26 protein-coding genes and 1 pseudogene are annotated in these 26,726 nt (G+C 69.5%); 12 read left to right on the top strand and 15 right to left on the bottom strand.

The window, feature by feature from the left end; all coding sequences use genetic code 11:
- Together CITRI_RS18075 and CITRI_RS0114800 are read left to right on the top strand one after the other, a co-directional pair.
- Positions 1–708, top strand: a 708-nt coding sequence (locus CITRI_RS18075) for a methyltransferase domain-containing protein (protein WP_010145706.1), incomplete at its 5' end; no start/stop codon positions are given.
- Entirely contained in the window at positions 698–1,948 is a 1,251-nt protein-coding gene (locus tag CITRI_RS0114800; RefSeq protein WP_157998937.1) for an NAD(P)/FAD-dependent oxidoreductase, read from the top strand. The genes CITRI_RS18075 and CITRI_RS0114800, both read left to right, overlap by 11 nt.
- Before the next feature lie 147 nt (positions 1,949–2,095).
- Here CITRI_RS0114800 and CITRI_RS0114795 read toward each other — a convergent pair whose 3' ends face one another.
- Positions 2,096–2,896 (bottom strand): bifunctional 2-polyprenyl-6-hydroxyphenol methylase/3-demethylubiquinol 3-O-methyltransferase UbiG, encoded by an 801-nt coding sequence (locus CITRI_RS0114795; RefSeq protein WP_010145704.1) that lies wholly within the window; start codon positions 2,894–2,896, stop codon positions 2,096–2,098.
- Positions 2,897–3,086: 190 nt separating this feature from the next.
- Between CITRI_RS0114795 and CITRI_RS0114790 the strand changes: the two genes are divergently transcribed.
- Genes CITRI_RS0114790 through CITRI_RS0114775 form a run of 4 tightly spaced genes read left to right on the top strand, consistent with a single transcriptional unit; the run spans position 3,087 to position 6,355 of the window.
- The gene (locus tag CITRI_RS0114790; protein WP_010145703.1) at positions 3,087–3,710 is read left to right on the top strand and encodes a TetR/AcrR family transcriptional regulator; all 624 of its coding nucleotides are present in this window, start codon (positions 3,087–3,089) and stop codon (positions 3,708–3,710) included.
- Entirely contained in the window at positions 3,707–4,759 is a 1,053-nt protein-coding gene (locus tag CITRI_RS0114785) for a DMT family transporter (protein WP_010145702.1), read from the top strand. Before CITRI_RS0114790 ends, CITRI_RS0114785 begins: the two co-directional genes overlap by 4 nt.
- A complete protein-coding gene (gene glmM, locus CITRI_RS0114780) occupies positions 4,737–6,083 on the top strand; it encodes a phosphoglucosamine mutase (protein ID WP_029139380.1) in 1,347 nt (448 codons plus the stop codon). Before CITRI_RS0114785 ends, glmM begins: the two co-directional genes overlap by 23 nt.
- A 29-nt stretch (positions 6,084–6,112) precedes the next feature.
- On the top strand, positions 6,113–6,355 hold the full coding sequence (locus tag CITRI_RS0114775; protein WP_010145700.1) for a hypothetical protein: 243 nt from the start codon (positions 6,113–6,115) through the stop codon (positions 6,353–6,355).
- A gap of 34 nt (positions 6,356–6,389) precedes the next feature.
- Here CITRI_RS0114775 and CITRI_RS0114770 read toward each other — a convergent pair whose 3' ends face one another.
- The 7 genes from CITRI_RS0114770 to coaA all read right to left on the bottom strand — a co-directional run bounded on the left by CITRI_RS0114770 (position 6,390) and on the right by coaA (position 13,056).
- Positions 6,390–7,670: a heparan-alpha-glucosaminide N-acetyltransferase domain-containing protein gene (locus tag CITRI_RS0114770; RefSeq protein WP_010145699.1), complete on the bottom strand. Its 1,281-nt coding sequence runs from the start codon at positions 7,668–7,670 to the stop codon at positions 6,390–6,392.
- 271 nt (positions 7,671–7,941) lie between these two features.
- A complete protein-coding gene (gene mscL, locus CITRI_RS18070; RefSeq protein WP_050813713.1) occupies positions 7,942–8,388 on the bottom strand; it encodes a large conductance mechanosensitive channel protein MscL in 447 nt (148 codons plus the stop codon).
- A 63-nt stretch (positions 8,389–8,451) separates the two neighbouring features.
- Positions 8,452–9,003, bottom strand: a complete 552-nt coding sequence (locus CITRI_RS0114760) for a hypothetical protein (RefSeq protein ID WP_010145697.1) — start codon at positions 9,001–9,003, stop codon at positions 8,452–8,454.
- Positions 9,004–9,104: 101 nt separating this feature from the next.
- Positions 9,105–9,719 (bottom strand): hypothetical protein, encoded by a 615-nt coding sequence (locus CITRI_RS0114755; protein WP_010145696.1) that lies wholly within the window; start codon positions 9,717–9,719, stop codon positions 9,105–9,107.
- A gap of 181 nt (positions 9,720–9,900) precedes the next feature.
- Positions 9,901–10,995, bottom strand: a complete 1,095-nt coding sequence (locus CITRI_RS18065; protein WP_083843473.1) for an acyltransferase family protein — start codon at positions 10,993–10,995, stop codon at positions 9,901–9,903.
- Positions 10,996–11,135: 140 nt separating this feature from the next.
- Complete coding sequence (locus tag CITRI_RS0114745) at positions 11,136–12,011, bottom strand: M15 family metallopeptidase (RefSeq protein WP_010145693.1); 876 nt, start codon at positions 12,009–12,011, stop codon at positions 11,136–11,138.
- A 7-nt stretch (positions 12,012–12,018) separates the two neighbouring features.
- Positions 12,019–13,056: a type I pantothenate kinase gene (coaA, locus tag CITRI_RS0114740; protein WP_010145692.1), complete on the bottom strand. Its 1,038-nt coding sequence runs from the start codon at positions 13,054–13,056 to the stop codon at positions 12,019–12,021.
- A 159-nt stretch (positions 13,057–13,215) separates the two neighbouring features.
- Here coaA and CITRI_RS18060 point away from each other — a divergent pair, with 159 nt between their 5' ends.
- Positions 13,216–14,340: a hypothetical protein gene (locus CITRI_RS18060; protein WP_010145691.1), complete on the top strand. Its 1,125-nt coding sequence runs from the start codon at positions 13,216–13,218 to the stop codon at positions 14,338–14,340.
- Between the two features lie 47 nt (positions 14,341–14,387).
- Here the strand turns inward: CITRI_RS18060 and CITRI_RS0114730 are convergent, their stop codons facing one another.
- Both CITRI_RS0114730 and CITRI_RS0114725 read right to left on the bottom strand, forming a co-directional pair.
- A complete protein-coding gene (locus CITRI_RS0114730; RefSeq protein WP_010145690.1) occupies positions 14,388–15,416 on the bottom strand; it encodes a cation diffusion facilitator family transporter in 1,029 nt (342 codons plus the stop codon).
- Complete coding sequence (locus tag CITRI_RS0114725) at positions 15,413–15,958, bottom strand: transporter substrate-binding domain-containing protein (RefSeq protein ID WP_010145689.1); 546 nt, start codon at positions 15,956–15,958, stop codon at positions 15,413–15,415. The genes CITRI_RS0114730 and CITRI_RS0114725 overlap by 4 nt, the downstream gene beginning before the upstream one ends.
- 218 nt (positions 15,959–16,176) lie before the next feature.
- Here CITRI_RS0114725 and CITRI_RS0114720 point away from each other — a divergent pair, with 218 nt between their 5' ends.
- On the top strand, positions 16,177–17,037 hold the full coding sequence (locus tag CITRI_RS0114720) for an SGNH/GDSL hydrolase family protein (protein WP_141566140.1): 861 nt from the start codon (positions 16,177–16,179) through the stop codon (positions 17,035–17,037).
- Positions 17,038–17,040: 3 nt separating this feature from the next.
- Here the strand turns inward: CITRI_RS0114720 and CITRI_RS0114715 are convergent, their stop codons facing one another.
- Positions 17,041–17,589 (bottom strand): MarR family transcriptional regulator, encoded by a 549-nt coding sequence (locus tag CITRI_RS0114715; RefSeq protein ID WP_010145687.1) that lies wholly within the window; start codon positions 17,587–17,589, stop codon positions 17,041–17,043.
- Between the two features lie 195 nt (positions 17,590–17,784).
- Here CITRI_RS0114715 and CITRI_RS18600 point away from each other — a divergent pair, with 195 nt between their 5' ends.
- Together CITRI_RS18600 and CITRI_RS18050 are read left to right on the top strand one after the other, a co-directional pair.
- Entirely contained in the window at positions 17,785–18,210 is a 426-nt protein-coding gene (locus tag CITRI_RS18600; RefSeq protein ID WP_141566139.1) for a hypothetical protein, read from the top strand.
- Positions 18,211–18,269: 59 nt separating this feature from the next.
- A complete protein-coding gene (locus tag CITRI_RS18050; RefSeq protein WP_010145685.1) occupies positions 18,270–18,800 on the top strand; it encodes a hypothetical protein in 531 nt (176 codons plus the stop codon).
- Positions 18,801–18,825: 25 nt separating this feature from the next.
- On the opposite strand, the gene CITRI_RS0114700 is transcribed toward CITRI_RS18050, so the two are convergent.
- The 3 genes from CITRI_RS0114700 to CITRI_RS19115 all read right to left on the bottom strand — a co-directional run bounded on the left by CITRI_RS0114700 (position 18,826) and on the right by CITRI_RS19115 (position 22,061).
- Complete coding sequence (locus CITRI_RS0114700; protein WP_010145684.1) at positions 18,826–19,878, bottom strand: NAD-dependent epimerase/dehydratase family protein; 1,053 nt, start codon at positions 19,876–19,878, stop codon at positions 18,826–18,828.
- Positions 19,878–21,164, bottom strand: coding sequence for a zinc-dependent alcohol dehydrogenase (locus CITRI_RS18045; protein WP_010145683.1), 1,287 nt, complete (start codon positions 21,162–21,164; stop codon positions 19,878–19,880). The genes CITRI_RS0114700 and CITRI_RS18045 overlap by 1 nt, the downstream gene beginning before the upstream one ends.
- A gap of 114 nt (positions 21,165–21,278) precedes the next feature.
- Complete coding sequence (locus CITRI_RS19115; protein ID WP_083843471.1) at positions 21,279–22,061, bottom strand: ElyC/SanA/YdcF family protein; 783 nt, start codon at positions 22,059–22,061, stop codon at positions 21,279–21,281.
- Here CITRI_RS19115 and glmS point away from each other — a divergent pair.
- Both glmS and CITRI_RS19110 read left to right on the top strand, forming a co-directional pair.
- The gene (gene glmS, locus CITRI_RS0114690; RefSeq protein ID WP_029139377.1) at positions 22,060–23,931 is read left to right on the top strand and encodes a glutamine--fructose-6-phosphate transaminase (isomerizing); all 1,872 of its coding nucleotides are present in this window, start codon (positions 22,060–22,062) and stop codon (positions 23,929–23,931) included. The genes CITRI_RS19115 and glmS overlap by 2 nt on opposite strands.
- Positions 23,932–25,147: 1,216 nt before the next feature.
- Positions 25,148–25,794, top strand: a pseudogene (locus CITRI_RS19110) (transposase); the annotation flags it as partial.
- 112 nt (positions 25,795–25,906) lie between these two features.
- On the opposite strand, the gene CITRI_RS0114675 reads toward CITRI_RS19110, so the two are convergent.
- Entirely contained in the window at positions 25,907–26,674 is a 768-nt protein-coding gene (locus tag CITRI_RS0114675; RefSeq protein ID WP_010145678.1) for an ATP-binding protein, read from the bottom strand.
- Positions 26,675–26,726: the final 52 nt, after the last annotated feature.

Below are 26,726 nucleotides of genomic sequence, written 5' to 3'. Positions count from 1 at the left end.
CCGGCCCTGGCCGAGGCGGCGGCCCGGACCGGGACCGGCGGGGGAGCGGCGCCGGACCGGGGTGCCGTGCCGGTCACCGTCCTGGACATCGGCGCCGGGGGCGGGGACGTGGCCCGGGCCCTGCTGCACCGGGCCCGCCGGGACGGCTTCACCGTGCACGTCACCGCCGTGGACCCCGACGCGCGGGCGCACGCCTGGGCGAGCGGGCGCCCGCCGGAGGAGGGGCTGGAGATCCTGCGGGCCCTGAGCGGCGACCTGGTCCGGGAGGGGCGGCGGTTCGACGTCGTGATCTCCAACCACCTGCTGCACCACCTGGACCCCGCCCAGCTCGACGCGGTGCTGGCCGACTCGGAGGCGCTGGCCACCGTCCGGGCGGTCCACAGCGACATCCGCCGCGCCCCGGCGGCGTATGCGCTGTTCTCCGCCGGCACGCTCCCGTTCTTCCCCCGTTCGTACATCCGCGCCGACGGTCTGGCCTCGATCCGGCGCAGCTACACCCCCGCGGAGCTCGCCGCGGCGGTGCGGCCCGGCTGGCGGGTGCAGGCGCAGGTGCCGTGGCGGAACCTGGCGATCTGGGACGCCGCCGGGCGGCACGCGAGGGACCCGAAGACGGACGCCCCGAACGGGGATGCCCCGAACGCGGATCACCCGAACGCGGATCACCCGAACGCAGATGCCCCGGACGCGGCGGGCCCGGGTGCGGACTGAGGTCCTGGTCGTCGGTGCCGGGCCGACGGGGTTGTTCCTCGCCGGGTTGCTCGCCGCGCGGGGGGTCGACGTCGTGGTGCTGGAGCGGCGGTCCCGTCCGGCGGAGCACTCGCGCGCGATCGGCCTGCACCCGCCGGCCCTGCACGCGCTCGAGGGCCTCGGGGTGGCCGAGGCGGCGGTCGATGCGGGGGTACGGGTGCGCAGCGGCATCGGCTACGGGGACGGCGCCGGGCCGGGATCCCTGCTCGGGGAACTCTCGCTGGGCCGGGTGGACGCGCGGTTCCCGTTCGTGCTCACCCTGCCCCAGGTGAACACCGAACAGCTGCTGGCCGTCCGGCTCGAGGAGCTCGCCCCCGGGACGGTGCGCCGTGGACGGGAGGTCACCGGCCTGGAGCAGTCCGTCGGTGGCGCCACCGTGGTGGCCCGCACCGGCGCCACCGAGGAGCAGTGGGAGGCCCGGGTGGTGATCGGCGCGGACGGCACGCGCAGCCGGGTCCGCGAGCTGGCCGGCGTCGGGAGCACGGCGCGGGACTGGGGCGACCACTACCTGATGGGCGACTTCGACGATCTCGACGCCGACCCGGTCGCACACATCCACCTGCACCGGGACGGGGTGGTCGAGCGGTTCCCGCTGCCGGGCGGGCGACGGCGCTGGGTGGTGCACACCGGCCGCGAGCGCGTGCCCGAACGCGCCGGGGACCTGGCGCAGCGGGCGTTCGAGCGGATCGGCCTGGCCCCGGACCCGGACACGGCCACCATGCTCAGCGCCTTCACGGTGCAGCGCCGGCTGGCCGCCCGGATGGTCAGCGGCCGGACGGTGCTCGCCGGGGACGCCGCGCACGGCATCAGCCCGATCGGCGGGCAGGGGATGACGCTGGGGTGGCTGGACGCGCTCGCGCTCGCACCCCTGCTCCAGGACCTGCTCCAAGACCCGGTCCGCGATGGCCCCGGACACCCGGGACCGCGCCCCGCGGACGACCACCCCGTGGGCGGTCACCCCGCGGACGATCACCCCGGCGGCCGGCTGGAGGACCACCCCGGATTCGCCGGGTTCGATGTCCGACGGCGGCGCGCGGCCCGGACCGCCGCGCGGCAGGCAGAGGCCAACATGCTGCTGGGCCGGCCGATGTCCCCGGCGGCGTGCCGCGTGCGGGATGCCGCCGTGCGCGCCGCGCTCATGGTCGGGGCCCGGAACCGCCTGGCGCGGCTCTACACGATGGGCTGGGCCGGGCGGTCCTGAGATCCCGCCCGGGCCACGTCACCCGGGCCGCGTCGCCCGGGCCACGTCACCCGGCCCGCGCCGCCCGGATCCCGGCCGTCCTGCCCGCACTGGTGCGGACCGGACGGCCGGAACCCGGCCCCCTCCGAGGGCCGTCTGAGCAGTCAATCAGTGCGTGGTGCCCTGGATGGCCCAGGCCCGCGCCGTCAGCGTGATCCTGGTCAGCGTGCGGCCGGGCAGGTGCTTCTGGAGCCGGCGGGCCACCTCGGCGCGCTGGTCCTCGTCCAGGGAGGCCAGGAACGTCGGTGCCGGTCCCGTGCCATGGAGCAGGGCCTGCCAGTAGTCGTCGAAGCCGGCGAACACGGTGTGCATGCGCAGGGGCTCGCAGCGGATGCCCCGCAGACCCGGCCCGCGGAACAGGGGGTCCAGGGTGGCGGGACGGTAGTGACCGAACCGGTGGCCCTCGTCGAACTCCCGGGCCCGGTGGTCCACCGCGGCGGCGGCCTTCCAGAAGTAGTGCAGCATCTGCATGTTCTCCCCGTAGTCCCACACGCAGGCCGAGACCAGGCAGTCCGGTCCCGCGGTGAGCTCGATCATCCGCTCCACCGCGGCGGCCGGGTCCGGGAAGTAGTTCAGCGCCAGCATGGAGGTGACGCTGGTGTACCCGCCGTCGCGCTCCGGCAGGTCCGGAACGGACGCCAGGACGAACCGCACCCGGTCATCACGCACGTGCTCCCGGGCGTAGTCGAGGAGGGACTCGGAGGAATCGCAGGCCACCACCGACGCCGGGGCGGACTCCGCGACGATGGCCGAGGTGAGCGCCCCGGTGCCGCACCCCACCTCCAGCCAGTCGGCTGCGGGCGGGGGCTGCAGCCACTGCAGGAACGCCGGTGCCAGCTTGCGGCTCCAGCGGCCCATGAACCGTTCGTAGGCGGACCCTTCGACCCACTGGTCCAGTGTCTCCAGCATGTCTCGCTCCCATCACCCGAAGACCCCTCGTGCAGGAACGGTACTCCCGTCCCGCACCGGTGAACAGGGCCCGGACCAGGTGGATTCGCACGAGTCGGAGCACGACCCGCCGGTGGTTCCCGAACGCGGTTTCCCACCGGTGCCATGACCCTCACTAGACTGATCGGTCTACCGAGCGAAAGGACGGGTCATGACCGGAGGGACACCACCGGAGACTGAGGCACCGGGGACCGAGGCGTCGTCGGTGCGCGGCCGCCTGCTGGCGGCCGCGTCCCGGTTGTTCTATGCGCGGGGGATCAACGCGACCGGGATCGACGCCGTCATCGCCGAGGCCGGGGTCGCCAAGCAGAGCCTCTACAACACCTTCTCCTCCAAGGACGAGCTGACGCGGGCCTACGTCACCGCGCGGCACGAGGAGTGGCTGGAGCTCTACCGGGCCCGCGTGGCGCAGGCCGACTGCCCGCGGGACCGGGTCCTGGCGGTTGTCGACGCCTACCTCGACCACGCCTCGGGGACGTACGAGCACGGTTTCCGCGGCTGCGGGCTGCTCAACGCCGCCGCGGAGTTCCCGGCGGGGTCACCGGGCCGCGAGGCGGTGCGCCGGCACAAGGAACAGGTGCAGTCCCTCATCGCCGGCCACCTGGCCGAGACGGGATCCGCGGACCCGGAACTGGCGGAGCACCTGGCCTTCCTGCTCGAGGGGGCCATGAGCCGTGCCGGGTTGGAGGGCCGCCCCGACCTGCTGCTCAGTGCCCGTCGCCTCGCCGCGGGCATGCTGGACCCCCGCCCGGACGCCCGGCGGGACGCGCGGTGAACCGCACCCGGCTGACCGGGGTCGCCGCGATCACGGTGACCTCCCTGCTGTGGGGCACCACCGGCACGGCCGCCACCTTCGCTCCCGACGCCGGCCCGCTCGCCATCGGCGCCGCGGCACTGGGCATCGGCGGACTGCTCCAGGCCCTGATCGCCCTGCCCGCCCTGCGGGCGGCCGGTCCCGTGCTGCGCCGGCACGCCGGCCTCGTGGTCCTCGGCGCGCTCGCCGTCGCGGTCTACCCGCTGGCGTTCTACAGCTCTATGCACCTGGCCGGAGTCTCGGTCGGCGCGGTCGTCTCGCTGGCCTCGGCCCCGTTGGCCTCCGGGCTCCTGGAGCGGGTGGTGGAGGCCCGCCCGCTGAGCCGGTGGTGGATGCTCGCCGCGGGCCTGGGCGTGCTGGGCAGCACGCTGCTGTGCCTGTCCACGGCCGGTGGCCCGGAGGAGGCGGGTCTGGCCACGCCCGCCGGGGTGCTGCTGGGGTTGGTGGCGGGACTGACCTACGCCGTCTACTCCTGGGCCGTGCACCGGCTGATGTCCCACCGGGCCGGCCGCGCCGCGTCCATGGGGGCGGTGTTCGGGGCCGGCGGCCTGCTGCTGATGCCGGTCCTGGTCCTCACCGGGGCGCCCCTCGTGGCCTCCACCCCGGCGTTCCTCGTGGCCGGGTACATGGCGCTGGTCCCGATGTTCCTGGGATACCTGCTGTTCGGGTTCGGCCTGACCCGGGTGCCCGCCAGCACGGCGACGACCGTGACGCTGTCCGAACCGGCCGTCGCCACGGTGCTGGCGGTCCTGATCGTGGGGGAACGGCTCACCCCTCTCGGCTGGACCGGGCTGGCCGTCATCTGCGCCGTGCTGGTTCTCCTTGCGCTCGCGCCGGCCACCGCGCCGGTCCCCACCGCGCCGATCCCCATCAGGGCCACCTCGCCGGTCTCCACACCGGCCCACACGCCACCCCGTGGGGCGCGGAACGCCGCACCGCAGCGACATGACACGGAAAACTCATTCCCGGGGCATAGAATCCACCGTGATGAGCAGATTATTCGGAACTGACGGCGTCCGCGGCCTGGCCAACGGAGAGCTGACCGTCGAACTGGCAATGCAACTGTCCCAGGCCGCCGCCGCGGTCCTCGGGCACGAGGTGTCGGCCGGCCGACGGCCGACCGCGGTGGTGGCCCGGGACCCCCGGATCAGCGGCGAGTTCCTGAACGCCGCCGTGCAGGCGGGACTGGCCAGCGCCGGCGTCGACGTCTATGACGCGGGCGTGCTGCCCACCCCCGCCGCGGCCTTCCTCGTGGGGGACCTGGGCGCGGACTTCGGGGTGATGATCTCCGCCTCGCACAACCCGGCCCCGGACAACGGCATCAAGTTCCTGGCCCGCGGCGGGCAGAAGCTCACCGACGAGCAGGAGGACGCGATCGTCCGGCAGATGGACCGCGCTCCGCTGCGGCCCACGGGGGCCGACGTCGGGCGGATCCAGCGGTTCGCGGACGCCGAGGACCGGTACGTCATCCACCTGCTGAAGTCCCTGCCGAACCGGCTGGACGGACTGAAGGTCGTGCTGGACTGCGCCCACGGCGCCGCGGCCGGCTGCTCCCCGCAGGCGTTCAAGGACGCCGGCGCGGACATCGTGGTGATCGGTGCCGATCCGGACGGGATCAACATCAACGACGGCTACGGCTCCACGCACCTGCAGAACCTGCAGCAGGCCGTGGTCGAGCACGTCGCGGACTTCGGCATCGCCCATGACGGGGACGCCGACCGGTGCCTGGCCGTGGACGCCACCGGCACCGTGGTGGACGGGGACCAGATCATGGGCATCATGGCCGTGGCCCTCAAGGAGGCCGGCCGGCTCAAGGACGACACCCTGGTGGTCACCGTCATGAGCAACCTCGGGCTGAAGCTGGCCATGCAGCGCGAGGGCGTGCGCCTGGTGGAGACCAAGGTGGGCGACCGGTACGTGCTGGCCGGGATGAAGCACGGGTCCTACTCCCTGGGCGGCGAGCAGTCCGGGCACGTCATCTTCGCCGACTACGCCACCACCGGGGACGGCGTGCTGACCGGCCTGCAGCTCGGGGCCCGGCTCGCCGCCACCGGCAAGACGCTCGCCGAGCTCGCGCAGGTCATGCGGCGCATGCCGCAGGTACTGGTCAACGTCAAGGGCGTGGACAAGTCCCGCACGGGCCTGGACGCCGAGGTCCAGGCCGCCGTCGCCGACGCCGAGGCCCGGCTGGGTGACTCCGGCCGTGTGCTGCTGCGCCCCTCGGGCACCGAGCCCGTGGTCCGGGTGATGGTGGAGGCCGAGCACGAGGACGTCGCCCGCCGCGAGGCCGAGGACCTGGCCACCGTCGTCAAGCGCGAACTCGCCCTGTCCTGAGCGGCCCCGGCGCCGGGTATGAGTAGGGCATGACCGCCGAGCAGGAACCGACCGCACCGGACGGGGACCCGTCCGGGGAGGACTGCGACCTCGAGGAGGCGGTGTCCGAGGAGCTGTCGCCGGAGGAGGCCGCCCCTCGCCTCAGCAAGGTGCTGTTGTTCCTGGGTGTCCTGGCCGCCGGGGCGGTCATGATCGTCATGGTCCTCTTCGCCATGACCCTGCCGACCTGCGAGGACCCGGACCGCGACTGGATCCCCTGCATCGGTCCCTGACACCGCCGCGCCCCCGTCAGGCCTCAGGCCCCGGTCAGGCCTCAGGCCCGGTGGACGGGGACGTGGGGGAAGACGGCGTGGTGGCCGTCCCGGCGGCCACGGTCCCGGGTTCCCGGTCCAGGACCAGCTGACGGGTGCTGCGGGCCACCGTCGCCACCCCCTTCTCCAGGGGTCCCTGGCCGAACCTGCGATGCCAGTACCAGGCGAACGCGGCGGCAGCGGCGAGGTGCAGGACGAACCAGAGGGCGGGATCGTCGTAGTGGAGCTCCGGGGCCAGGGCGATCAGGTGCGCCGAGTACAGGGTCAGGGTCATCGAGCCCAGGGCCGCCAGCGGCATCAGCACCCGGCCGGTCCGCTCGGCGAGGAGCAGGAACAGTCCGGTCACGAGCAGTCCCAGGCCCAGGCTGGCCCCGAGGGCCAGGGTCGTGTTGGCGTGGGGAGTGTCCACGGCCAGCCACCAGGCCGAGGTGTCCGGGATCTCCTCGCTGCCGAAGGTCAGGGTCCAGTCCAGCTCATCCTCCGACATATCCGAGGCGGCCAGGAGCGCGTTGTACCCCCCGGCGGGGCCCAGCAGCAGGGCGGACAGCAGGTGGGACAGGGCGGCCAGCGCGGCGCCGGCACCGGCGATCATGGCCTGGACGCGCGTGCTGCGCAGGTTCAGGCGGCCGAGAGCGAGCCCCACCAACAGGTAGGTCATGTACGCCAGCGCGGGGTAGTTGCCGGTCAGCAGCAACTCAGAGACGGTGCCGAGGGGCTCTGTGACCAGGGTGACCACGGTGTGGTTCCAGGCGGAGGACTCGGGCAGCTCCGGTCCCACCCGCTGGAGCAGGATGGGAAAGACGACGGCGAAGGCCGCGGCACTGAGGAGGAGCGTGCGGGCCCGCAGGTGCAGGAACGGGATCGTCAGCAGGAAGAAGACCGCGTAGTACGTCAGGATGTTGTTCGCCGGCGGGTCCCAGGGCAGGATGGCCGAGATCACCAGGCCGATGGCGCCGATCAGCAGGGCACGGACCACGAGGCCCAGGCGGTCCGCGGCGAGCTGCCGTCCCCGGTGCGGGGTGGACCCGCCGGTGCTGAAGGCCAGGCCGACACCGGCCAGGAGGGCGAACAGCGCGGCCGAGTCGCCGGAGAACAGGTTCCACGCCAGGGTGGGATCACCGGCGTCGGTCTCGTCCGGGAAGATGTGGATGGCGATCAGCCCGACCAGCGCCAGCCCGCGGGCCGCGTCGATCCCGATCAGCCGTCCGGTGCGCCGGGGTGCGGGGGGTGCCAGGGGGGAGACAGCGGCGTCCTGGGATGCCTCATGCGTACTCATCGGTGTTCCTCGTCCGTGAGGCGATTCTCCCGGGGGATGGGATCATCGCGTGATCTGGTGCAGGTACCAGAACACCACCGGCATCTAGGTCTCCCGTAGGTCACGCCTGTGCGGAGCCTGTGACAGAAGGCCTTGTCAGACGCCAGGAGCGCCGCAGGTGCCTGCGGCGCTCCGGGGTCCCGAGGAGGGACGGGGTGTATCGGGGGTGTATCAGGTTGGCGCGAGGGGTGAGGGGAGGAACGGGGGTCGGAGGGGCGGTCGGCGCGGTGGATCAGGACTGCGGGGTGTCCGCGATGCCCTCCGCGTGGGCGCGGCGCCCGGAAGAGCCGTTGGGCGAGGTGAGGGCGTCACGGATCTCGGTGAGGAGCTTGACGTCCTCGGGGACCTCCTCGGCGGCCGGGACGATGCCCAGCTTGCGGTTGCGGGCCTCGATCATCTTGTTCATCGGCATGACGATGGCGAAGTAGACCGCGGCGGCGATGAGCAGGAAGTTGACGAGGGCGGTGAGCAGGACGCCGAACCTGATGTCGTTGCCGTTGAGGGTGACCACGGCGAATGAGTCGAAGTTCGGAGAGCCGACGAGTGCGGAGATGAACGGCATCAGGACCGAGTCGACCATGGCGGTGACGACGGAGCCGAAGGCGGCGCCGATGACGACGGCAACGGCCAGGTCGACCACGTTGCCCTTCATGATGAATTCCTTGAATCCTTGGAGCATGCTCTGAGGGTAACGCGAATAAGCAGCCTTGCCACGCCGTCGTCGCCGGTCAGCCTCCGAGCTTCACCACCGGTGCGCCACGTCGATCACCAGGCGCGAGCCCGTGCCGGGGCCGTCCAGGATCATCACGCGCATGGGGAGCCGGGCACGCACGCCGAGCCCGAAGGTGGTCTGGCCCTCGAAGCTGCCGGCATAGGCGACCTGCCGGAAGGTCCGGTAGCCGTCCACGTCCGCCACGTGGTCCCAGTCGGCCGGGGCGTAGGTGGCCCGCCCGGAGTCCGTATAGGTCCGGGCCTTGACGATGATCCGGATGTCCGTGCCGGTGAGCGGGACGTACTCGCCCTGTCCCTCGGTGTAGACGCGGCCGTAGCGGACGTCATAGCCCTTGACCTTGTACCGCAGGTCCACGACCATCCGGTCGAAGCAGGTGTGGCGTCCGGTGCGGACGCCGGTGATCTGGGCGGTGGACTCGATGGCCCGGGTCTTGGCCGCGGATCCCCACGTGATGCCGCAGTAGGGAGCCGCGGTGGCCGGTGGTGGGGCCGTGACCCCCAGGCCCAGTCCCAGCCCGACGGCCAGGGCGGCGGTGGCTGCTGCGGCGAACGGCTTCTTCATGACGGTGTCCTTCTCTGTCCGTGGTGGGTGTGTCCGTGTGCGGCCTGTCCGTGGTCGTCAAGGACGACTTGTGTGCCGGCTCCTGCGGGGCCGCGGGGGCGTCACCAGCGGTGGGCGACGTCGACGACCAACCGGGAGCCGCCGCCGGGGCCCTCGAGCTGGAAGACGCGGAACGGCAACCGCGCGCGTACGCCGAGGCCGATCGAGGTGTAGGCCTCGTCGTGGCTATGCAGCTGCCCGTCGTACTCCCCGGTGACCGTCTCCCGGTGGTGGGAGGCGAGGACGACCTGGCGGAACGTGCGGTAACCGGAGACATCGAGCAGTTCCCGGGTGTTGCCCGGCCTCCAGGTGAGCGTGCCGGCGCTGGTGGTGGAGGGGTTGGTGAGGAACACCTGCAGGTCGGCGGCGCCCCGCAGGGAGAGGGTCCGGCCGTCGCCGTCCCGGACGGGGCCGTACCGCACGTGGTGCCAGATCGCCGGCCCGCGCACGTCCACCACGAAGCGGTCGAAGCACGCGTGCCGTCCGCTGCGCACGCCCTTGACCGTGTGCGGGGAGAACCAGGCCTCGTGGGTGGCGGTGGCGGTGGCCTTGGGCTGTGAGCCCCAGGTGATCGCGCAGTAGGCGGCATCGCTCGGTGGCGGTGCGCTCACGCTGGTCCCGGTGAGCGCGCCCAGGGCGAGGGCAGCGGCGGCGAGGGCGACGAGCGCTTTCTTCATGACGGTGCTCTATCTCCGCAGGCTCCGGGGGGATCCGGCGCCAGGTAGCAGAAGTGTGCCCGGAGACCTGGGGAAACGGACAGCGCGGAGCGGTGCCTGTTCGGTTGCGGTTCGGTGCCGCATCCCGTTGGCAGCCCGGCCCAGGACACGGTTCGGTGACGGTGGGGGAGCTGCCCCGGCGTCAGCCGAGACGGGGCGTCACCGGGAAACGGACGGGGTCAGTCGCCTCTCCAGCTGGGACCGGCAGCGCCACGGGCTGAGAACGGGAGAACCATGCCGGGGGCTCATAGGCGCAACGCAGCACAGGGACGCGGTACAGCTGGTGCAGGGCCAACGCGCCGAGGACCGCCAAGACCGCGACCACCACGATCGTCTCCCCGCCCAGGGCATCTCCGACGGAGGGCATGGCGGTAGTGATCAGGGTTCCGAAGGCCGCCACGAGGATCACATGCGCCACATAGATGGGCAACGTATTCCGCCCGAGATACTGCAGCACCGGGGACACGACGGGAAGCTCCGCAACCCACCTCGCAACCACGAACCCCGCGACAACGGCAGACACCCTGATCGGCAACTCCAGCACGGCCACCCCGGTCCATTCGAAGGCGCGCATCATGAAGGCCAGCACAGCCACCCCGGCGACCGCCCCGACGAAGACCAGCGGATGAGGCCGTCGCATCATGTTCAACAGCCATGCCTTTCCGTGCATCCCCGCCAGGAAGAACACGAAGTACACGCCGATCCCCCGCCAACCTAGGGAGAGGAATGGCAGAGAGAAGGTAGCCAGGGACAGGGCTGCGGCGCACGCAACCTGCCACCGGGGAGCCACCCGCCCCTCCAGGATCTTGGCCACGACGAAGAACGCCACCAAGGAGTGCAGGAACCACAGCCCGGAGCGCGGCAGGATCGGGGCTGTCAGCAACACCAGAAGGCTGGTTTCCTGCGGCCGGGCCTCCATCGGCACCACCATGAAGTACGTGAAACGCAGCACGCTCCACAGCAAGAACGTCCACACGAGAAGGCTCAGCCGCGAGGACCACAACCGCCCCCACGGGCGGCGCACCACTGAGCCTGCGAAGATTCCGGCGGCAGTGAAGAACAGCGGCATCCTCAGCACCTGCAACGCCATACTCGCCTGATACAGCGCGTCGTTCTCAACGCCCATCTGCTGGAGTAGCAGCACCGAGTGGTAGAGCACTACCAGCATGATGGCGATGCCCTTCGCGACATCGACCCACTCAACTCGATCGTGGACACGGCTCAGCACGTTACTCATGTCCCCCCAGGTGAATGAGAACAAACGCGCCGAGTCTATCGGTCGCGTGCCCTGGCCATCTCACCGGGTCAGTGCGGATACGACGAGGTCATGGCTACCTTCGGGTGATGCCCTCGCCGCTGGCGCCGTCGAGGTAGCGCCTAGCGGTAGTCCGGGGCGTGGGCGAAGCCCCAGGCGGTCTCCAGCACCCCGCCGGAGCGCACGACGTCGGCCGCGGCCGGGGTGCCCACGTACCGCAGGTGCCAGGGCTCGGGGGAGTACCCCGTGACGTCCTCGGCCCCGGCGGGATAACGCACGATCCAGCCGTGTGCGGCGGCGTGCCGGGCCACCCAGGCACCCTCGGGGGTGTCCCCGAAGCACTGCTCGAGGGTGCAGGCGCCGTCCGCGGCGCCGACGTCCATCGCCAGCCCGGTCTGGTGCTCGGAGTGCCCGGGGCGGGCCGAGATCCGGTCGGCGCCCGTCCGGCCGTGCTGTTGCACCCAGCCGGCGTAGGTGCCCTGCTGGTAGGAGTACGAGCGGTAGGCGCTGACCAGGGACAGGTCCACGCCGTCTTCGGCGGCCGCGGCGAACAGCGCCTCGGCGGCGGTGGCGGCCTCGGCGCGCAGGGTGAGCCCGGCACGTGTGGACCGGACCTCGGGCACGGTCAGGTCGGCCGGGGCCCAGTCGGCGGGCTGCAGCGGGTTGTGCTTGTTGACCAGCACGTGGACCGAGGAGGGGTTTCGGTGCCCGTCCCGTCCGGACGGGACCGAGGCCGGCGCGGCGGAGGAGGCGGCGGGCGCGGACGACGACGACGGCGGCGCGGCCGGGCCGGTGGCTGTCGCCGAGCCGCGGGGCGGGGTCGCGGAGGTGGACGGGGCCGACGTCGCCGCGGCCGGGGAGGTCGACGAGGGAGTGGACGTGGGAGACCCTGTGGCGGCGTCCGGAGAGGACGCGGCGGGCTCTCCCGGGGAGCACGCGCTCAGCAGCAGCGCACCGAGGGCGAGCGCCGCCAGCACCCGGCGCCGCGGACCGCGCACGGTGTCCTCAGACCTTCCGCATCAGCACACGGGTGACCGTGTGCCCGCTGTCCTTGGACATCACCAGCTTGGCCCGGCCGCGCGTCGGGAGCACGTTCTGGACCAGGTTGGGGCCGTTGATGCGGTCCCAGATGTCCTGGGCGGTGAGCACGGCCTCCTCGTCGGTGAGCGTGGAGTAGCGGTGGAAGTAGCTCATGGGGTCCGCGAAGGCCCCGGAGCGCAGACGCATGAACCGCTCGATGTACCACTGCTTCACGGCCGTGGTGCGGGCGTCCACGTAGATGGAGTAGTCGAAGAAGTCGGACACGCTCAGCCCGGTGGTGCCGTCGGCGCGGACCCGGGGCGGGGCGAGCACGTTCAGGCCCTCGACGATGAGCACGTCCGGGCGGTGCACCACCACCTCCTCGTGCGGAAGGATGTCGTACGTCAGGTGCGAGTACATCGGCGCCCGGACCTCGGGGGCGCCGGACTTGACGTCGGCGACGAACCGCATCAGCCGGCGTCGGTCATAGGACTCGGGGAAGCCCTTGCGCTCCATCAGCCCGCGGCGCTTGAGCTCGGCGTTGGGGTAGAGGAAGCCGTCGGTGGTGACCAGCTCCACGCGCGGGGTGTTGGGCCAGCGGCGCAGCATCTCCTGCAGTACGCGGGCGGTGGTGGACTTTCCCACGGCCACCGAGCCGGCCACGCCGATCACGAACGGGGTGCGGCGGGTGGACTCGCGCAGGAAGTCGTTGGCGGCGCGGCGCAGGTGGGCGGCGGCGTCCACGTGGATGCTCAGCAGCCGGGACAGCGGCAGGTAGACCTCGGCGACCTCGCGCAGGGACAGGTGCTCGCCGATGCCGCGCAACCGGTCCACGTCTGACTGGTCGAAGGGCTGCTCCATCTCGGAGGCCAACCGGGCCCAGGTGTCCCGTTCCAGCTCGGTGAAGGGCGAGTAGTTCTCCACGCCGTCGGGCTCGGGCGGTGAACCGGCCCAGGGTTGCGGAGTCGTCGCCACGGGCACGGCCGGAGGCAGTCCGGTGGCGGTGGGTGTGGGTCGGGTCACGGGTTCATTATCCACCGTTTGACCGGGGCGCCCGCGCATACGTCGGCGCGGCGCGGACATCGGGGGCGCGAGCGCACGGGATGCCGGGCATGGACGCGGTGGTCTCGAGCGGCGTTGAATGAGCGCACCATCCAGGAGGGTTTCGCGGGGAGGGGCCCCATGTCACACAGCATCACCCAGAAAGAGCTGGCCGTCATCAAGCCGGTCAAGGAGGCCATCGAGGACGACCTCCTGGCCCGGCCCGGGGTCGTCGGCGTGGACATCGGCGAGAAGGTCAGCCACGGCAAGAAGACCGGGGAACCCAGCATCCTCGTGTTCGTCGAGCACAAGAAGCCGGTGAAGGCCCTTCCGCCGGAGGAGGTGGTCCCCCCGGAGGTGGACGGCGTCAAGACCGACGTGCAGGAGATGGTCATCGAGCTCCAGGCCGCACGCCAGCTCCTCGTCCCGGCCCAGCAGGTCGACCCGGCCGCGTACCCGCGCCTGGCCGGCGGCATCAGCATGGGCCCGGCCCGCAGTATCCGCATGGAACCGCCGGAGGTCGCCGAGGCCGGGGAGTACGTCTTCGTCGGCACCCTGGGGGCCATGGTCCGGGACCGCGCCTCCGGGGCCACCCTGGCGATGACCAACTTCCACGTCGCGTGCGTGGACGACGGCTGGGCGGCGGGCGACCGCATGATCCAGCCCGGACGGCCCGACGGCGGGGACGCGACCACCCAGCAGTTCGGCAGCTTGGCCCGCGCGGTACTGTCCGAGAACACGGACGGCGCCGTGGTCACGGTGGACGAGGGCAAGGAGTGGGACAACGTGGTGATGGACATCGGGGACGTCGCCGGGAGCGCCGAGGCGAGCATCGGCCTGGCCGTCCAGAAGCGCGGTCGCACCACCCAGCACACCTTCGGCACGGTGGCCTCCGCCGAGGCGACCCTGAGCCTGGACTACGGCGACGGCATGGGAACCCGCACGCTGCGCCACCAGGTGCGCATCCTCACGGACACCGCGCGCTCGCAGCGGTTCTCCGAGGGCGGTGACTCCGGCTCGGTGGTGCTGGACATGGACCGCAACGTGGTGGGCCTGCTGTTCGCCGGCTCCACGGACGGCAGCACCACCTTCGCGAACCCGATCGCCGTGGCCCTGGACGAACTCGGCGCCGAGCTCCCGGCCGGCCAGGAGCCCGAACCGTCCACGCCGCCCACGCCGCCGGACCAGACGGCGCAGACCCCGACGACGAACATCACCATCAGCGTGGTGGTGAACACCTGCGGGCACGGGCAGGACAGTCCCTGACCCTGGCCCTCCACTCGGCCCCTGCCGCCCGGCGCTCGCCGAGTGGCTCAGCTCTCCCGGAACCGCTGCCCGCCCTCGGACTGCAGGTCGCCGGGGGCCCCGCCGTGCACCTCGGCGGGCAGTTCCGGCACGGGCACCACCACGATGTCCTCGAGCCGCCAGTCCAGGTCGGCCAGCGAGTCCCGCAGGGACTGCAGCCGGTCCAGCGTGGGGGCCGCGCCGTGTTCGGGGACCACGAACATCTCCATGTGGAACACGTGCCCCTCGTCGCGCACCCGGGCCCCGGCCTGGCGCACCCAGTCCTTCGAGCTGGCGTGGTCCTCGGCCTGGTAGATCACCGAGTGCTCCCGGTTGCCCTCGATGGTCCGGGCGCGGGCGTCGGCCAGGTCGGTGATCGCGGTGACCACGTTGCGGATGCCGTCGTAGAGGATGGACGCGCCCACGAAGAGGGCGGCGGCGCCGTCGAACCACCACCAGCCCAGCCCAACGCCGGCCACGCCCACCGCGGTGGCCAGGCCGGTCTGCCAGTCGGCCTTGTTCATGTCCGCGTCCGCGTAGAGCACCTTGTCATGCAGCTGCTCGGCGAGCTTGAGCTTCATCCGGCCCAGGATCACGGGCCCGGGCACGGAGAGCAGCATGACGGCGATCATGAACCAGCCCTGCCAGACGGTCTGCCCGAACACGTGGAAGGAGCCGATGGGCGGGTGGTCGGCCGTGACCAGTCCGATCGCGGAGTCGACCACCAGGTAGGCGCCCATGACGAGCAGCGCCACGGAGGCGACCAGGTGCCCGACGCCGATGGCCCGGTGGGTGCCGTAGGGCCGGTCCCGGGAGGGCGGGTTGTTGATGATGCGGATGGCGATGAGGAAGGCGATCGGCGGGATCAGGGACAGCATGTCCTCGATCCAGGCGGCCTTCATGGCCTGGGAGCTGCCGGTCACCAGGCCCACGGCGAGCACGGTCACCGCCAGGACGCCCAGGGTGATCCATTCCAGCCGGATGGCCTTCTTCACGGCCTTCTGCAGGTCCGGGGGCAGCTCGGTACGGCCGAAGCGGCGCTGACCCTTCTCACTCATGGCTGCGCTCCCGGGTGTGCGACGTCGAGGTACCGCTCGAGTTCGGTGAGCATCTGGTTCTCGCCCAGCGGCACGGCCATCACGAGCTTGACGGTCTTCCCGTCCGGCCCGGTGGCCTCGGCGTAGTCGCGGGTGATGGCCCCGTGGGTGGTCCAGGGGGACTGGCTGGTGAGCCCGCCGGCCACCAGGTCCAGGTCGCCCTTCTGCAGGGCGGTCATGACGGCCTCCTCGCCGGAGACGGTCCACTCGATCTCCGCACCGATCTGCCGGGCGAAGCCCTCCACCAGCTCGACCTCGGACCCGCTGGGCTCGGCACCGGTGGCGTCCACGTAGGGCGGATGGTGCACCACGCCCACGTGCAGCGTGCCCCCGGTGGCCCGGTCCAGGGTCCCCTCCGGGTCCGCCGGATATCCCGACGACGTGCAGCCGGTCAGTGCCAGTGCGGCGGTCAGTGCCAGTGCGGTGGCGGTCAGGATCCCCCGGCGGCGGGCCGGCGGGGCGGGTGCGGCCCACGTTGGTGATCGGTGGTGTGCGGCGTCCACGAGGCTTATCTCCTCTGCAGTCACGGGCGGCGGGTGCCGTCGAGGGTCACTGTAGGCAGGTGCCCTCGGCAGAGCCAATCCCACGGGTCACTCCACCGGCCGGTCGGGTTATTGGGGCTCCGGGCCGCCTGCCTGCCCGAGGGCGGGGGGTGGGGGGTGAGGAAACGCTCCTGGTCGCGGGGCCGGGGCGCCACGGGCCGGACAGTAGGATCGTCACCGTGAGGAATCCCAACGTGACGAAGACGCTGCAGTGGACCGCCCTGATCCTGGTGCTCGCCGTCACCAGCGCCCTGGTGACCCTGCTGTTCCTGCAGCAACGGCAGTACCGCACCGAGGCCGCGGTCGCCCGGACCGCGGAGTCCGCCGAGTCCACCCCGCAGCCGTCGTCCTCACCAAATGCATCGGCGGACGCCGCGGCGAAGGCTGAAGAATCCGCCAAGGCCGCGGCGGCCGCCAAGATCGCCGCGATGGCCGTCGTCAACGGGCTCCAGAGCCCGGTGATCAGCGTCCTGGGTGATTCCACCTCCGACTCCTCCAGCGAGTGGGTCTACCGCTGGGCCGAGGAGCTGGGCCAGAACGCCACCGTGGTGGTGCACACCTGGAACCCCCAGACGAACGACTGGTTCCCGCAGCCTCGCCAGTTCGGGCAGGGCGAGCGCACCATCACCATTTGGAACGGTTCCGAATCCGGCGCCACGCCCCAGACGCCGCTGGCCCAGGAGGACCTGCGTCAGCCCCAGCCGGCGCACCTGACGATCCTCAATTACGGGCACAACGGGAGCGCGGACGAGGTCGAGTCGGCCCTGACCGAGCTGCTCGAGGCCGTGGAGGCCGGCGAGGAGGCGCCCGTGGTCCTCACGGCCCAGAACCCCGCGACCGGGGAGAAGGCGAAGACCTCGGAGGCCAACCGGGCCCTCATGGAAGCGGCCGCCAAGAAGCACGGCCTGCCGGTGATCGACGTCCACGCCGCCTTCGATGACGCCGAGTCCTGGGAGGCCCTGCTGGTGGACCAGATCCACCCGAACGAGCAGGGCCAGCAGCTCTGGGCCGAGACGGTCAGCGCGTTCTTCACGCGCTGATCCTCAACCCTCCTCGCTGGCCTCTTCGCTGACCCCTTCAGCGACCTCCTCCACACTGCACGTCAGGTCGGTGAGGAACCGCGCCACCACGGCCAGTTCCTCGGTGGTCAGTGACTCCGCGGCCGCCAGCATCCGGCGGTGCATCACTCCCAGGGTGGACCTGACCTCCTCGTCGGTCTTCTGGGTGGGCTCGATGGCCACGGACCGCCGGTCGTCCGGGTGGGCGACGCGCTGCACGTAGCCGTCGCGGATCAACCGGTCGACCAGGGCGCTGACGGAGGGTTTCGAGATCTCGAGGGCCTCGGCGAGGTCCCGCTGGCGGACCACTGTGCCGGTCCTGGTGGCGCGAAGCAGGAACCGCAGGGCCACCAGGTCCGTCTCGCCCATGCGCATCGAGTCCCGCGTCCGGGCGCGCATGCGCCGTTCCGCGTCCCGGTACCGGCGGAGCAGGTTCAACACGTCCACCGGGTCGGGGTTGGAGTCCGCTCCGGGATACCAGTAACCGTTTCCGGTCACACTCTTGGTGCTGTCCTGTTCATCCTGCACGTCCATTGCCTCCCCACGGTGCCGGATCCATGTTCGCCCATGCCCTTGTTCGCCGATGCCATTGTTCGCCCATGTCATTGGCGCCCTGCGCCTTTTATTGGTAGGTTGCCTAACAGATAGGGTACATAACTGTTAGAACATGGAGCTACGCCAGACCATTTTGGACTGTGAGCGGGGCGCCGGAGTACGGAAGGCATGATCATGAGCTTGCTCCTTGAACCGCTGTCATCGGCAACCACGGCGGAGGTGCCTGACGTCTTCCCGCCGGCCAGCGAGGCCCTCATGGATCCTGCGGCTCCAGTCCAAGTTCCGAACCGTGCCTCGACGCCGTCCGCTGCTCCGCGGGAGCCCTCGGCGGAGGAGCGCATCTGGTCCAGCCGGAAGCGACGACTGGCCCGCAGCGCCGTCCGGGCCGCGCTGGTGGTGCCCGGGATCGTCTCGGCCGACTGCACCATCATGGGCACCCCGGAGCGCCCCTCGCTGATGTTCGCCTACGTCCTCCGGCCGGACGCGAACGCGCCGCGGATCGTGGAGCACATCGAGAACACGGTGGTGGGGGACCTCGAGCTGCTCCTGGGCGCCCCCTTCGTCGCACGCCAGGTCGAGTTCAGCGTCGGCCGGGGCTGAGAGAGGCTCCCGGCCCGGCATCCTTGCCCGAACGCGTTCGGGCAGAGTACTCATGGGACATGGACGCTTCCTCGACTCCCTCGACTCCGCACAACGCCACCCTGAACCGGGACGAGCTGCAGGACTACCTCAACCACCACCTGCTGGGTTCCCGCAGCGGGGTGCGCATGTTCTGCACGGCCGCGGACACCTGGAAGGACACTCCCTACGAGGAGCAGTTCAAGACCCTCACCGAGCAGGTCAGCCAGATGCAGGACCGGCTCATCGCGCTCATCGACCGCCTGGGCCTGAAGCAGTCACGCACGGAGAAGGTCCTGGGCAAGGCCGCCGAGGTGGCCGGTCGCCTGAACCCGGTGAACCTCACCCGCTCCAAGACGCAGGGGATGACCCAGGTGGAGCTGGACATCCTCCAGGGTGCCCTGCAGGGCCAGATCGGGATGTGGCAGGCCCTCGTCCGGCTGGCCGAGCTCGTTCCCGACGGCGGCCTGGACCGCGAGGCGATGGACACCAACTACCGGCGCACCCGGCACCTGCAGGACGAGGTCCGCCGCATCAGCGAGGAGACGCTGGGCACCCGGTTCCTCGCCTGAGGCCTCGGACCTCCGGCCCGGGGGCTCACTCCACGGGAGAGCTGGACCGGTGCTCGGCGTTGCCCAGCGCCTCGGGAGCGTCGAAGTGGTCGAGCAGTGCCCGGACGGCCTGTTGCGAGGACATCGTCTCGGCCCACCCGGTGACCTGCCGGATCCGGGTGGTGTCCATGATCGGCACCACGGCGGCCATGTCCACCCAGCCCGGGTCGGTGGGCTGCAACCGTAGCCGGTAGGTCACGGCCGCCAGGGCCTTGAACACCGCCACCGGCAGCTCCAGGTACCGCGTGGAACCCAGCAGTTGGCCGATCGTCTGGGCGTCCAGCACCGGCTCCGCCGCGACGTTGAACGCGCCACCGGCCCGCTGCCGGGTCACCTGCCAGTACGCCTCGGCCATGTCCGGTTGGGCCACCGCCTGGAACCGGATGCCGGCCGGGAACGGCAGCACGGGCAACCGGCCGACCCCCGTCAGCCACCTCAACAGTCTCGCCGGCACCAGGTCGCCAAGGAAGTAGTCCTTGATCTCGGGGGAGGGGGCCGCCCCGAAGATCAGCCCCGGGCGCAGCCGCGTCACGATCAGATCCGGGCTCTCCCGTTCCAGCTCGTCCAGCAGGGTCTCCACCTCGGCCTTCTGCGCGCCGTAGTGGGACGTCGGGGTGCCGGTGGTCGGGTGGGACTCGTCCACGGGCACGGTCTTGGAGCCCTTGCCGTAGGCGCCGATCGAGGAGGCGTAGACCAGGTGCGGGACCTGGGCGTGTACCACTGCCTGGAACACCGTGCGGTTGCCCTCCACGTTGACCTTGTGCAGGAACTCCCGGTCCCGGTTGGGACGGATCACCCACACCAGGTCGATCACCGCGTCCGCGCCGCGCATGACCTGCTCCAGCCGGGGGCCGGCGTCGGGGTCGGTGACGTCGATGCGGTGCCATTCCACGCTCTCGAAGGGCGCGCCCGCGCGCTCGGGTCCCTCCCGGGAGACCCCGACGATCGACTGCACCTGGCCGTCGGCCCGCGCCTGCTGCAACCGGTGCAGCAGGGCGGTGCCGACGTTGCCGGTGGCGCCGAGGACGACGACGCGCATCAAATCTCCCAGGCGGTGTCGGATCGAGGGGAGCCGGCGGGGGAGGAGTCCGAGGGGGACGTGTTCGCCTGGGCAATGCCGGACTCCGCGGCCAGGCCGGCGGCGTTCAGGTGCGGCTTGAGGACCACCTTGATGCAGCCGTCCTGCTTCTTCTGGAACTTCTCGTACATCTCCGGTGCCCGGTCCAGGGGCACCTTGTGGGTGGCCAGGTCCAGGGTTCCGAGAGGGTCGGAGGGGTCGTCGACGAGGGGCATGAGGTCGTCGATCCAGTGCTTGACGTTGCACTGGCCCATGGTCAGCTGGATCTGCTTGTCGAACAGGGTGAGCATGGGCAGCGGGTCGGCCATGCCCCCGTAGACCCCGGACAGGGAGATGGTGCCGCCGCGGCGCACGGCGTCGATGGCGGTGGACAGGGCGTTGAGCCGGTCCACGCCGCCCTTCTTCATCATCAGCCGGCCGAGGGCGTCCGGCAGCATCCCAACGACGTTGTGGGCCACGCCGGCGACGGGGGAGTCGTGGGCCTCCATCCCGACGGCGTCCAGCACGGAGTCCGGCCCGCGCCCGTCCGTGGCCAGCCGCAGGCGGTCGCCGAGCTGCGCGTCCTGGTCCAGGGTCTCGATGCCGCGGCGTTCGGCCATCAGACGGCGCTCCGGGACGGGGTCTACGGCGAGCACGCGGTAGCCCAGGTGCTTGCCGATGCGGGCCGCGAACTGTCCCACCGGGCCCAGGCCGAGCACGGCGAGCGTGCCACCCTCGGGAACCTTGGCGTACTGCACGCCCTGCCAGGCGGTGGGCAGGATGTCCGAGAGGTAGAGCCACTGCTCGTCCTCACCGGTGTGGGGGACCTTGATGGGGCCGTAGTCCGCGTTGGGCACGCGCAGGTACTCGGCCTGGCCGCCCGGCACGGAGCCGTAGAGCCGCGAGAAGCCGAACAGGGCGGTGCCGGAACCCTGCTCGCGGACCTGGTTGGTCTCGCACTGGGACTGCAGGCCGCGCTCGCACATCCAGCAGCGGCCGCAGGAGATGTTGAAGGGGATCACGACACGGTCCCCGACTGAGATGTTGGTCACCTCCGCGCCGACCTCCTCGACGATGCCCATGGGCTCGTGGCCGAGGACGTCGTCCTTGTCCATGAACGGACCCAGGACCTCGTAGAGGTGCAGGTCAGAGCCGCAGATGGCCGAGGAGGTGATCCTGATGATGGCGTCCGTGGGCGCCTGGATGACCGGATCGGCCACCTCTTCCACGGTGACGTGCCGCTTGCCCTGCCAGGTGAGTGCTTTCATGCTGACCTCCTGCTGGTGTGGTGGCGGCGCAGGGGTGCCTGGTGAGGCTCCCGCGCCCTGTTTGTCACCGTAGGCACGGGGGAGGGGGCTTGGGAAGGGGAGGGTTATGCGGGATCAGTGAGTATTCAAGGTCTCTGCATAAGGATCCAGCCGTTCTTCCGTATCGGACACCTTCCACCCGAATTCCTCGACCCAAGGGGGCAGTCGGGAATCGCATTTCGGTGTGAAGAGGGTCTTGACCATCGCGCCGGATTGGTAGAAGTAGGTGCCAATCGCTTCGCTGGTACTCATTGGCTGGTCTACAGCAGTGACGGCCAACTCACCGTCCCAGCAGCGATTCAGCAGTATGCGAGCGCGTTCGACGTGTGGGGTGTACGAAACGACAGTCACAGAGGACCAGCCGAGATCAGTGCCCATGTCACGGAGAAACAAGGCCTCACCTTGTGTAGTCACCGGATCGGGACGGAAGCAAATAATCTTGGCTGGAAAGCTGGCATCCAACGCACCGAGGTGTTCTAACAGATAGTTGACCTCGGGTCGACAGCCACCCGAGCCCTCATCTACCAAGTACTGGTCGGAAATAAGCAGGGTATCAGCTACACCATCGCGGACCAGCTGGACCGCTAATTCCATCTTTTCGTCCACGGGTCCTAGCACTAACAAGGCGTCAGAGCTGACGGGCTGTTGGATTACTGGATAGAAGACGGCGCGGTAGGTGGAGCCAAAGCCGATGAGGACGCTGAGCAGAACGAGTGCTACGAGCAAGGTCCGCAAAAGTCTGCGCCAACGAAGGTGCGCAGTCTGGGTTGTCAGTGTTGCGGGAACGGCGGCCACCCATTGAGGGTACGCGCTGGTGTGAACAGGCCAACCCTGGTTAGAGGATAACCTTGATCCCATGTGTGGAATCGTTGGCTACATTGGCCTGCCCTCTCATCTGGAACAGCACTCCGCCCTGGACGTGCTCATGGAAGGCCTAAAGCGTCTGGAGTACCGCGGCTATGACTCCGCGGGCATCGCCGTGATCCACGATGGTGGCGTCGAGTACCGCAAGAAGGCCGGCAAGCTCGCCAACCTAGTGACCGAACTGGAAGAGCGGCCCGTGCCGAAGTCCTCGGTGGGCATCGGGCACACCCGGTGGGCCACGCACGGCGGGCCGACCGACCTCAACGCCCATCCGCACCTGGCGGACAACGACCGGCTGTCAGTGATCCACAACGGCATCATCGAGAACTACGCAGAGTTGAAGAAGGAACTGCTGGCCAACGGCGCCACCTTCCGCTCGGAAACAGACACTGAGGTCGCAGCCGCACTGATCGGTCACATCTACCGGACCGCCGGTGACGGGGACCTGACGAGGTCCATGCAGTTGGCCAGCCAGCGTCTCGAGGGTGCCTTCACCCTCCTGGCCGTGCACGCCGATCACCCGGATCGCGTGGTCGCCTCCCGCAAGAACTCGCCGCTGGTCGTGGGATTGGGTGAGGGCGAGAACTTTCTCGGCTCGGACGTCTCCGGGTTCATCGACTTCACCCGCAAGGCCGTGGAACTCGACCAGGATCAGGTCGTCACGATCACGGCGGGCGGCGTGGAGATCACTGATTTCTTTGGCAACGCTGCTCAGGGCAAGGAATTCACCGTGGACTGGGACGCCTCCGCCGCGGAGAAGGGCGGCTACGCCACCTTTATGGAGAAGGAGATCCACGACCAGCCCGCAGCCGTGGGGGACACCCTGCTGGGCCGCAGTGATGAGACCGGTCGGTTGATCCTTGATGAACTGCGCATCGATGAGGACGAGCTGAAAGCCGTCAACAAGATCATCGTTCTGGCATGTGGCACCTCGTCCTACGCTGGCATGGTGGCCAAGTACGCGATCGAGCACTGGTGCCGCATCCCGGTGGAGGTCGAGCTCTCCCACGAGTTCCGCTACCGGGACCCGATCATCGACCCGCAGACCCTCGTGGTGTCCATCTCCCAGTCAGGCGAGACCATGGATACCCTGATGGCCGTCCGCTACGCCAAGGAACAGGGAGCTCGGACGGTGTCCATCTGCAACACTAACGGCTCCACCATCCCGCGCGAGTCGGACGCCGTGCTCTACACGCATGCCGGCCCGGAGATCGCAGTGGCCTCCACTAAGGCCTTCCTGGCGCAGATCACCGCTGCCTACCTGTTGGGTCTGTACCTGGCGCAGCTCAACAAGAAGCTGTACAGCCAGCAGATCAAGGACATCTTGTCCGATCTGGGCGATATTCCGGAGAAGGTCCAGCAGATCCTCGACAACGCGGATCAGATCAAGGACCTGGCCCGGTCGATGGCCGAGACCACGTCCGTGTTGTTCCTCGGCCGCAACGTGGGCTACCCGGTGGCTCTCGAGGGTGCGCTCAAGCTCAAGGAGCTGGCCTACATCCACGCCGAAGGCTTCGCTGCTGGCGAGCTTAAGCACGGGCCGATCGCCCTGATCGACGAGGGCCAGCCGGTCTTCGTGGTGGTGCCGTCCCCGATGGACCGGCACTCCTTGCACGCAAAGGTTGTGTCCAATATCCAGGAAGTCCGTGCACGCGGAGCTCAAACTATCGTGGTGGCGGAGAAGGGGGACGACACCGTCAAGGCGTACGCCGAGCACGTATTCTACGTTCCAGAAACACAGCCCTTGTTGATGCCGCTCCTGACGACCGTGCCGTTGCAGATCTTAGCGTGCGAACTGGCGACCGCCAAGGGGTATGACGTCGATCAGCCTCGGAATCTCGCCAAATCCGTGACGGTGGAATGACCGCGCGTCTGTGCGATTGGCGATCCCTATGTCAGTCAACGCTGCACGATGATTTAATATGGAGATCACGAATGCTCGGCATTATCGACGGGGATGTCTGCCGTCAAGTTTGAGGCTGACGGAGATCAATAACACCCGGGTGTTCCGATCTCGAGAAGCTCGGTGAGCCCCGACCGTATTTCCCACGCCGGAGCCCGGCTGACCACCGACTGGCCGTGAACCATGCGCACAACGATTAGCGGCAACGCCTCGGCTACCTGCGGCTGTCACGCTGTCGACAGAACTCTTACTAAATGTGGCTGCGCGGCCACGGAGAAGAGAAGCTGGAAGGGCCTATGGACCAATACGGCGCATCACACCAAGTCTTCACTGCCACCTTCGCTAGCACGTAGAAGATACTCTGACTTTGACAGAACTCCCCCTTCGGTCCCGACAACGTCGTGATGTATCTGCACCTACACCACGAGGCCCCTTCAATACCCGATATGGGGGGCGCATCCAACACTGAGCCGTGTCTGCAGGCCTCCGGAGGCTACCAGCGCCCCAGGAGTTTGGGGAAGCCCTATGAGGCACAACTCCCCGGCCACCAGTCGCAGGGGTCAAATCCATCGAACTCCTCGGCCAGGCCGGACCGGCGAGAAGCTAATACCTATGCCCCGATCTTGACACCTGCACCCGACTGAAGGTCCTGCGTACTCACCCGCGCAACCTCGAGTAGCCCGCCCTCGACGTTCATCGAATGTGAGCTGACCAAGCAGCCCTTCGTCGTGAAACCTCTCTAGACCGACAGCGGACCAGGACTCGGTTCCGTCCGGCCCTGACCCGTCCTGAATACACGCATCGAGCATCACTAAATCAGGCCCTGCGCCCTGCAGGTAAAGGTAGGACGCACGCATTGGATCGATTCTGCGCAGCCTAATCGGCTCGAGGACCGTCGAGGCTCAAACACAGCTATTCATGGGGAAGCTAGAGGAGCGGGAGGACCATTTCAACCCTGCACGGAGCTCTAAGTGCGCATAGATTCGATTAAAGACTCCGACCCCTAAACGTGCGCCCGCTGTCATGAGCTGCTGCCAATCTCCACTCCCAGCAGAGCACGAACTCAGCCTAGCGTCGGTGCAACACAAAAGGGACTGAGAAAAACGGTGTGTGAGGGTCCGGTCTGATCCGAAAGGAGACGGCCGTGTCAGAGTGCACGACCGAAGCAACGGAAGCGATGATCGATCCCGTGACCGGAGAGATCATCGACCACAAGGAACTGGCCGAGAAGCTGCTCGCGCAGGCCAAGGAGCAGGGCGTGAGCCTGGTCGGCCCGGGCGGGCTGCTGAACCAGCTCACCAAGAACGTGCTGGAAACGGCGCTCGAGGCGGAACTGACCGAGCACCTGGGCCATGAGCATGGTGAGGTGCCGATCGCGGAGAACATGCGCAACGGCACCCGCACCAAGACCGTGCTGACCGAGATCGGACCCGTGGAGATCGAGGTGCCGCGGGATCGGGACGGGTCCTTCGAGCCGGTGATCGTGCCCAAGCGCAAACGGCGCCTGGACGGGATCGACCAGATCGTGCTCTCGCTCTCGGCCCGGGGTTTGACGACCGGGGAGATCGCCGCGCACTTCGAGGAGGTCTACGGGGCCACGGTCTGAAAAGGACACCATCTCCAGGATCACTTCAGAAGGTCGCCGGAGAACTCGCGGAGTGGTCGGCTCGGCCGTTGGACCCGCTCTATCCAGTGATCTTCGTCGACGCGATCGTGGTGAAAGTGCGCGACGGGCAGGTGCGCAACACCCCTTTCTATGTCGTCATGGGCGTCACCACGAACGGGGAGCGGGAGATCCTGGGGATCTGGGCCGGCGACGGTGGCAGATAGCTTCAGTTGGAACTGCCGGTCCAGGTAGTTGGTACGGGGATTCCGGGGAGGCGGTACCGGCCCTCGTGGGTGTCACTGAGGGCCGGTCCTGAGGTCCCTGAGGGCCTTACTCCCAGTGACCGGGTTGTGCCCGGGCGTTGTCGTCGCGGAGGCGGCGCATGTCCACGTCGCCGAGGTTGAGCTGACGGGCGTTGTTGGCCAGCCGGTTCACGATCGAGTCCGCGGCCACCCGGTCCGGCAGGGCCTCGACCCAGTACGCCGGCCCGGACTGGGAGGCGATGAGCGTGGGCAGGCGGTGCTCCCGGTTGGCCAGCACCGCGAAGAGGTCGTTGGCGGCCTCGGGGTCGATGCCCACGGTGAGGAAGTCATCGATGACCAACAGGTCCACATCGGAGAGCTCGTTGAGGACCTTCTGGTGACCGATGCCGTCACCACGGGCGATGACCAGCCGACGGGCCAGCTCGTCCATCCGGGTGTAGGCCACGGTGTGTCCGCTCTGACAGGCGGCGATCCCGATCGCGCAGGCCAGGTAGGTCTTGCCACCACCGGTCGGTGAGATGACCAGCAGGTTCGTGGGGTCCTGGCGCCATTGGTGAGCGGCGTAGCGCTTCATCCGCACCGGGGTGATCCCACGTCCTTCCTGGTAGTGGATCTCGGCCACCGAGGCCTGTGGGATCGGGAACCGCGCGGCCCGGATCAGCTTCTCGATCCGGTGCGCCTGGCGTTGGGCCAGGGCGTCGTCCACCGCGGTGAGGAAGATCTGCTCCGGGGTGAGCTCATCGTTGGCCTCATCGGTGATGAGTTCCTCGAACCTGGTCGCCAGGTGCGCGATGCGCAGGGCGCGAAACTTCTCGTGATCCACACTGGTGAACATCAGCGCCCCACCCCCTGGCCGCCGCGGCGGTAGTGATCGGCCGAACGCACAT

Source organism: Citricoccus sp. CH26A (genome assembly GCF_000224415.1).
Taxonomy (GTDB): domain Bacteria; phylum Actinomycetota; class Actinomycetes; order Actinomycetales; family Micrococcaceae; genus Citricoccus.
This window is presented reverse-complemented; position numbering and strand designations above follow the sequence as displayed.

Excerpts from the sequence above, each read along its gene's own strand:
- CITRI_RS0114795 (WP_010145704.1), bottom strand. The coding sequence starts at position 2,896 with ATGCTGGAGACACTGGACCAGTGGGTCGAAGGGTCCGCCTACGAACGG.
- CITRI_RS0114790 (WP_010145703.1), top strand. The coding sequence starts at position 3,087 with ATGACCGGAGGGACACCACCGGAGACTGAGGCACCGGGGACCGAGGCG.
- glmM (WP_029139380.1), top strand. The coding sequence starts at position 4,737 with ATGAGCAGATTATTCGGAACTGACGGCGTCCGCGGCCTGGCCAACGGA.
- CITRI_RS0114775 (WP_010145700.1), top strand. The coding sequence starts at position 6,113 with ATGACCGCCGAGCAGGAACCGACCGCACCGGACGGGGACCCGTCCGGG.
- CITRI_RS0114770 (WP_010145699.1), bottom strand. The coding sequence starts at position 7,670 with ATGAGTACGCATGAGGCATCCCAGGACGCCGCTGTCTCCCCCCTGGCA.
- mscL (WP_050813713.1), bottom strand. The coding sequence starts at position 8,388 with ATGCTCCAAGGATTCAAGGAATTCATCATGAAGGGCAACGTGGTCGAC.
- CITRI_RS0114760 (WP_010145697.1), bottom strand. The coding sequence starts at position 9,003 with ATGAAGAAGCCGTTCGCCGCAGCAGCCACCGCCGCCCTGGCCGTCGGG.
- CITRI_RS0114755 (WP_010145696.1), bottom strand. The coding sequence starts at position 9,719 with ATGAAGAAAGCGCTCGTCGCCCTCGCCGCCGCTGCCCTCGCCCTGGGC.
- CITRI_RS18065 (WP_083843473.1), bottom strand. The coding sequence starts at position 10,995 with ATGAGTAACGTGCTGAGCCGTGTCCACGATCGAGTTGAGTGGGTCGAT.
- CITRI_RS18060 (WP_010145691.1), top strand. The coding sequence starts at position 13,216 with ATGTCACACAGCATCACCCAGAAAGAGCTGGCCGTCATCAAGCCGGTC.
- CITRI_RS0114730 (WP_010145690.1), bottom strand. The coding sequence starts at position 15,416 with ATGAGTGAGAAGGGTCAGCGCCGCTTCGGCCGTACCGAGCTGCCCCCG.
- CITRI_RS0114715 (WP_010145687.1), bottom strand. The coding sequence starts at position 17,589 with ATGGACGTGCAGGATGAACAGGACAGCACCAAGAGTGTGACCGGAAAC.
- CITRI_RS18600 (WP_141566139.1), top strand. The coding sequence starts at position 17,785 with ATGAGCTTGCTCCTTGAACCGCTGTCATCGGCAACCACGGCGGAGGTG.
- CITRI_RS18050 (WP_010145685.1), top strand. The coding sequence starts at position 18,270 with ATGGACGCTTCCTCGACTCCCTCGACTCCGCACAACGCCACCCTGAAC.
- CITRI_RS0114700 (WP_010145684.1), bottom strand. The coding sequence starts at position 19,878 with ATGCGCGTCGTCGTCCTCGGCGCCACCGGCAACGTCGGCACCGCCCTG.
- CITRI_RS18045 (WP_010145683.1), bottom strand. The coding sequence starts at position 21,164 with ATGAAAGCACTCACCTGGCAGGGCAAGCGGCACGTCACCGTGGAAGAG.
- glmS (WP_029139377.1), top strand. The coding sequence starts at position 22,060 with ATGTGTGGAATCGTTGGCTACATTGGCCTGCCCTCTCATCTGGAACAG.
- CITRI_RS19115 (WP_083843471.1), bottom strand. The coding sequence starts at position 22,061 with ATGGGATCAAGGTTATCCTCTAACCAGGGTTGGCCTGTTCACACCAGC.
- CITRI_RS0114675 (WP_010145678.1), bottom strand. The coding sequence starts at position 26,674 with ATGTTCACCAGTGTGGATCACGAGAAGTTTCGCGCCCTGCGCATCGCG.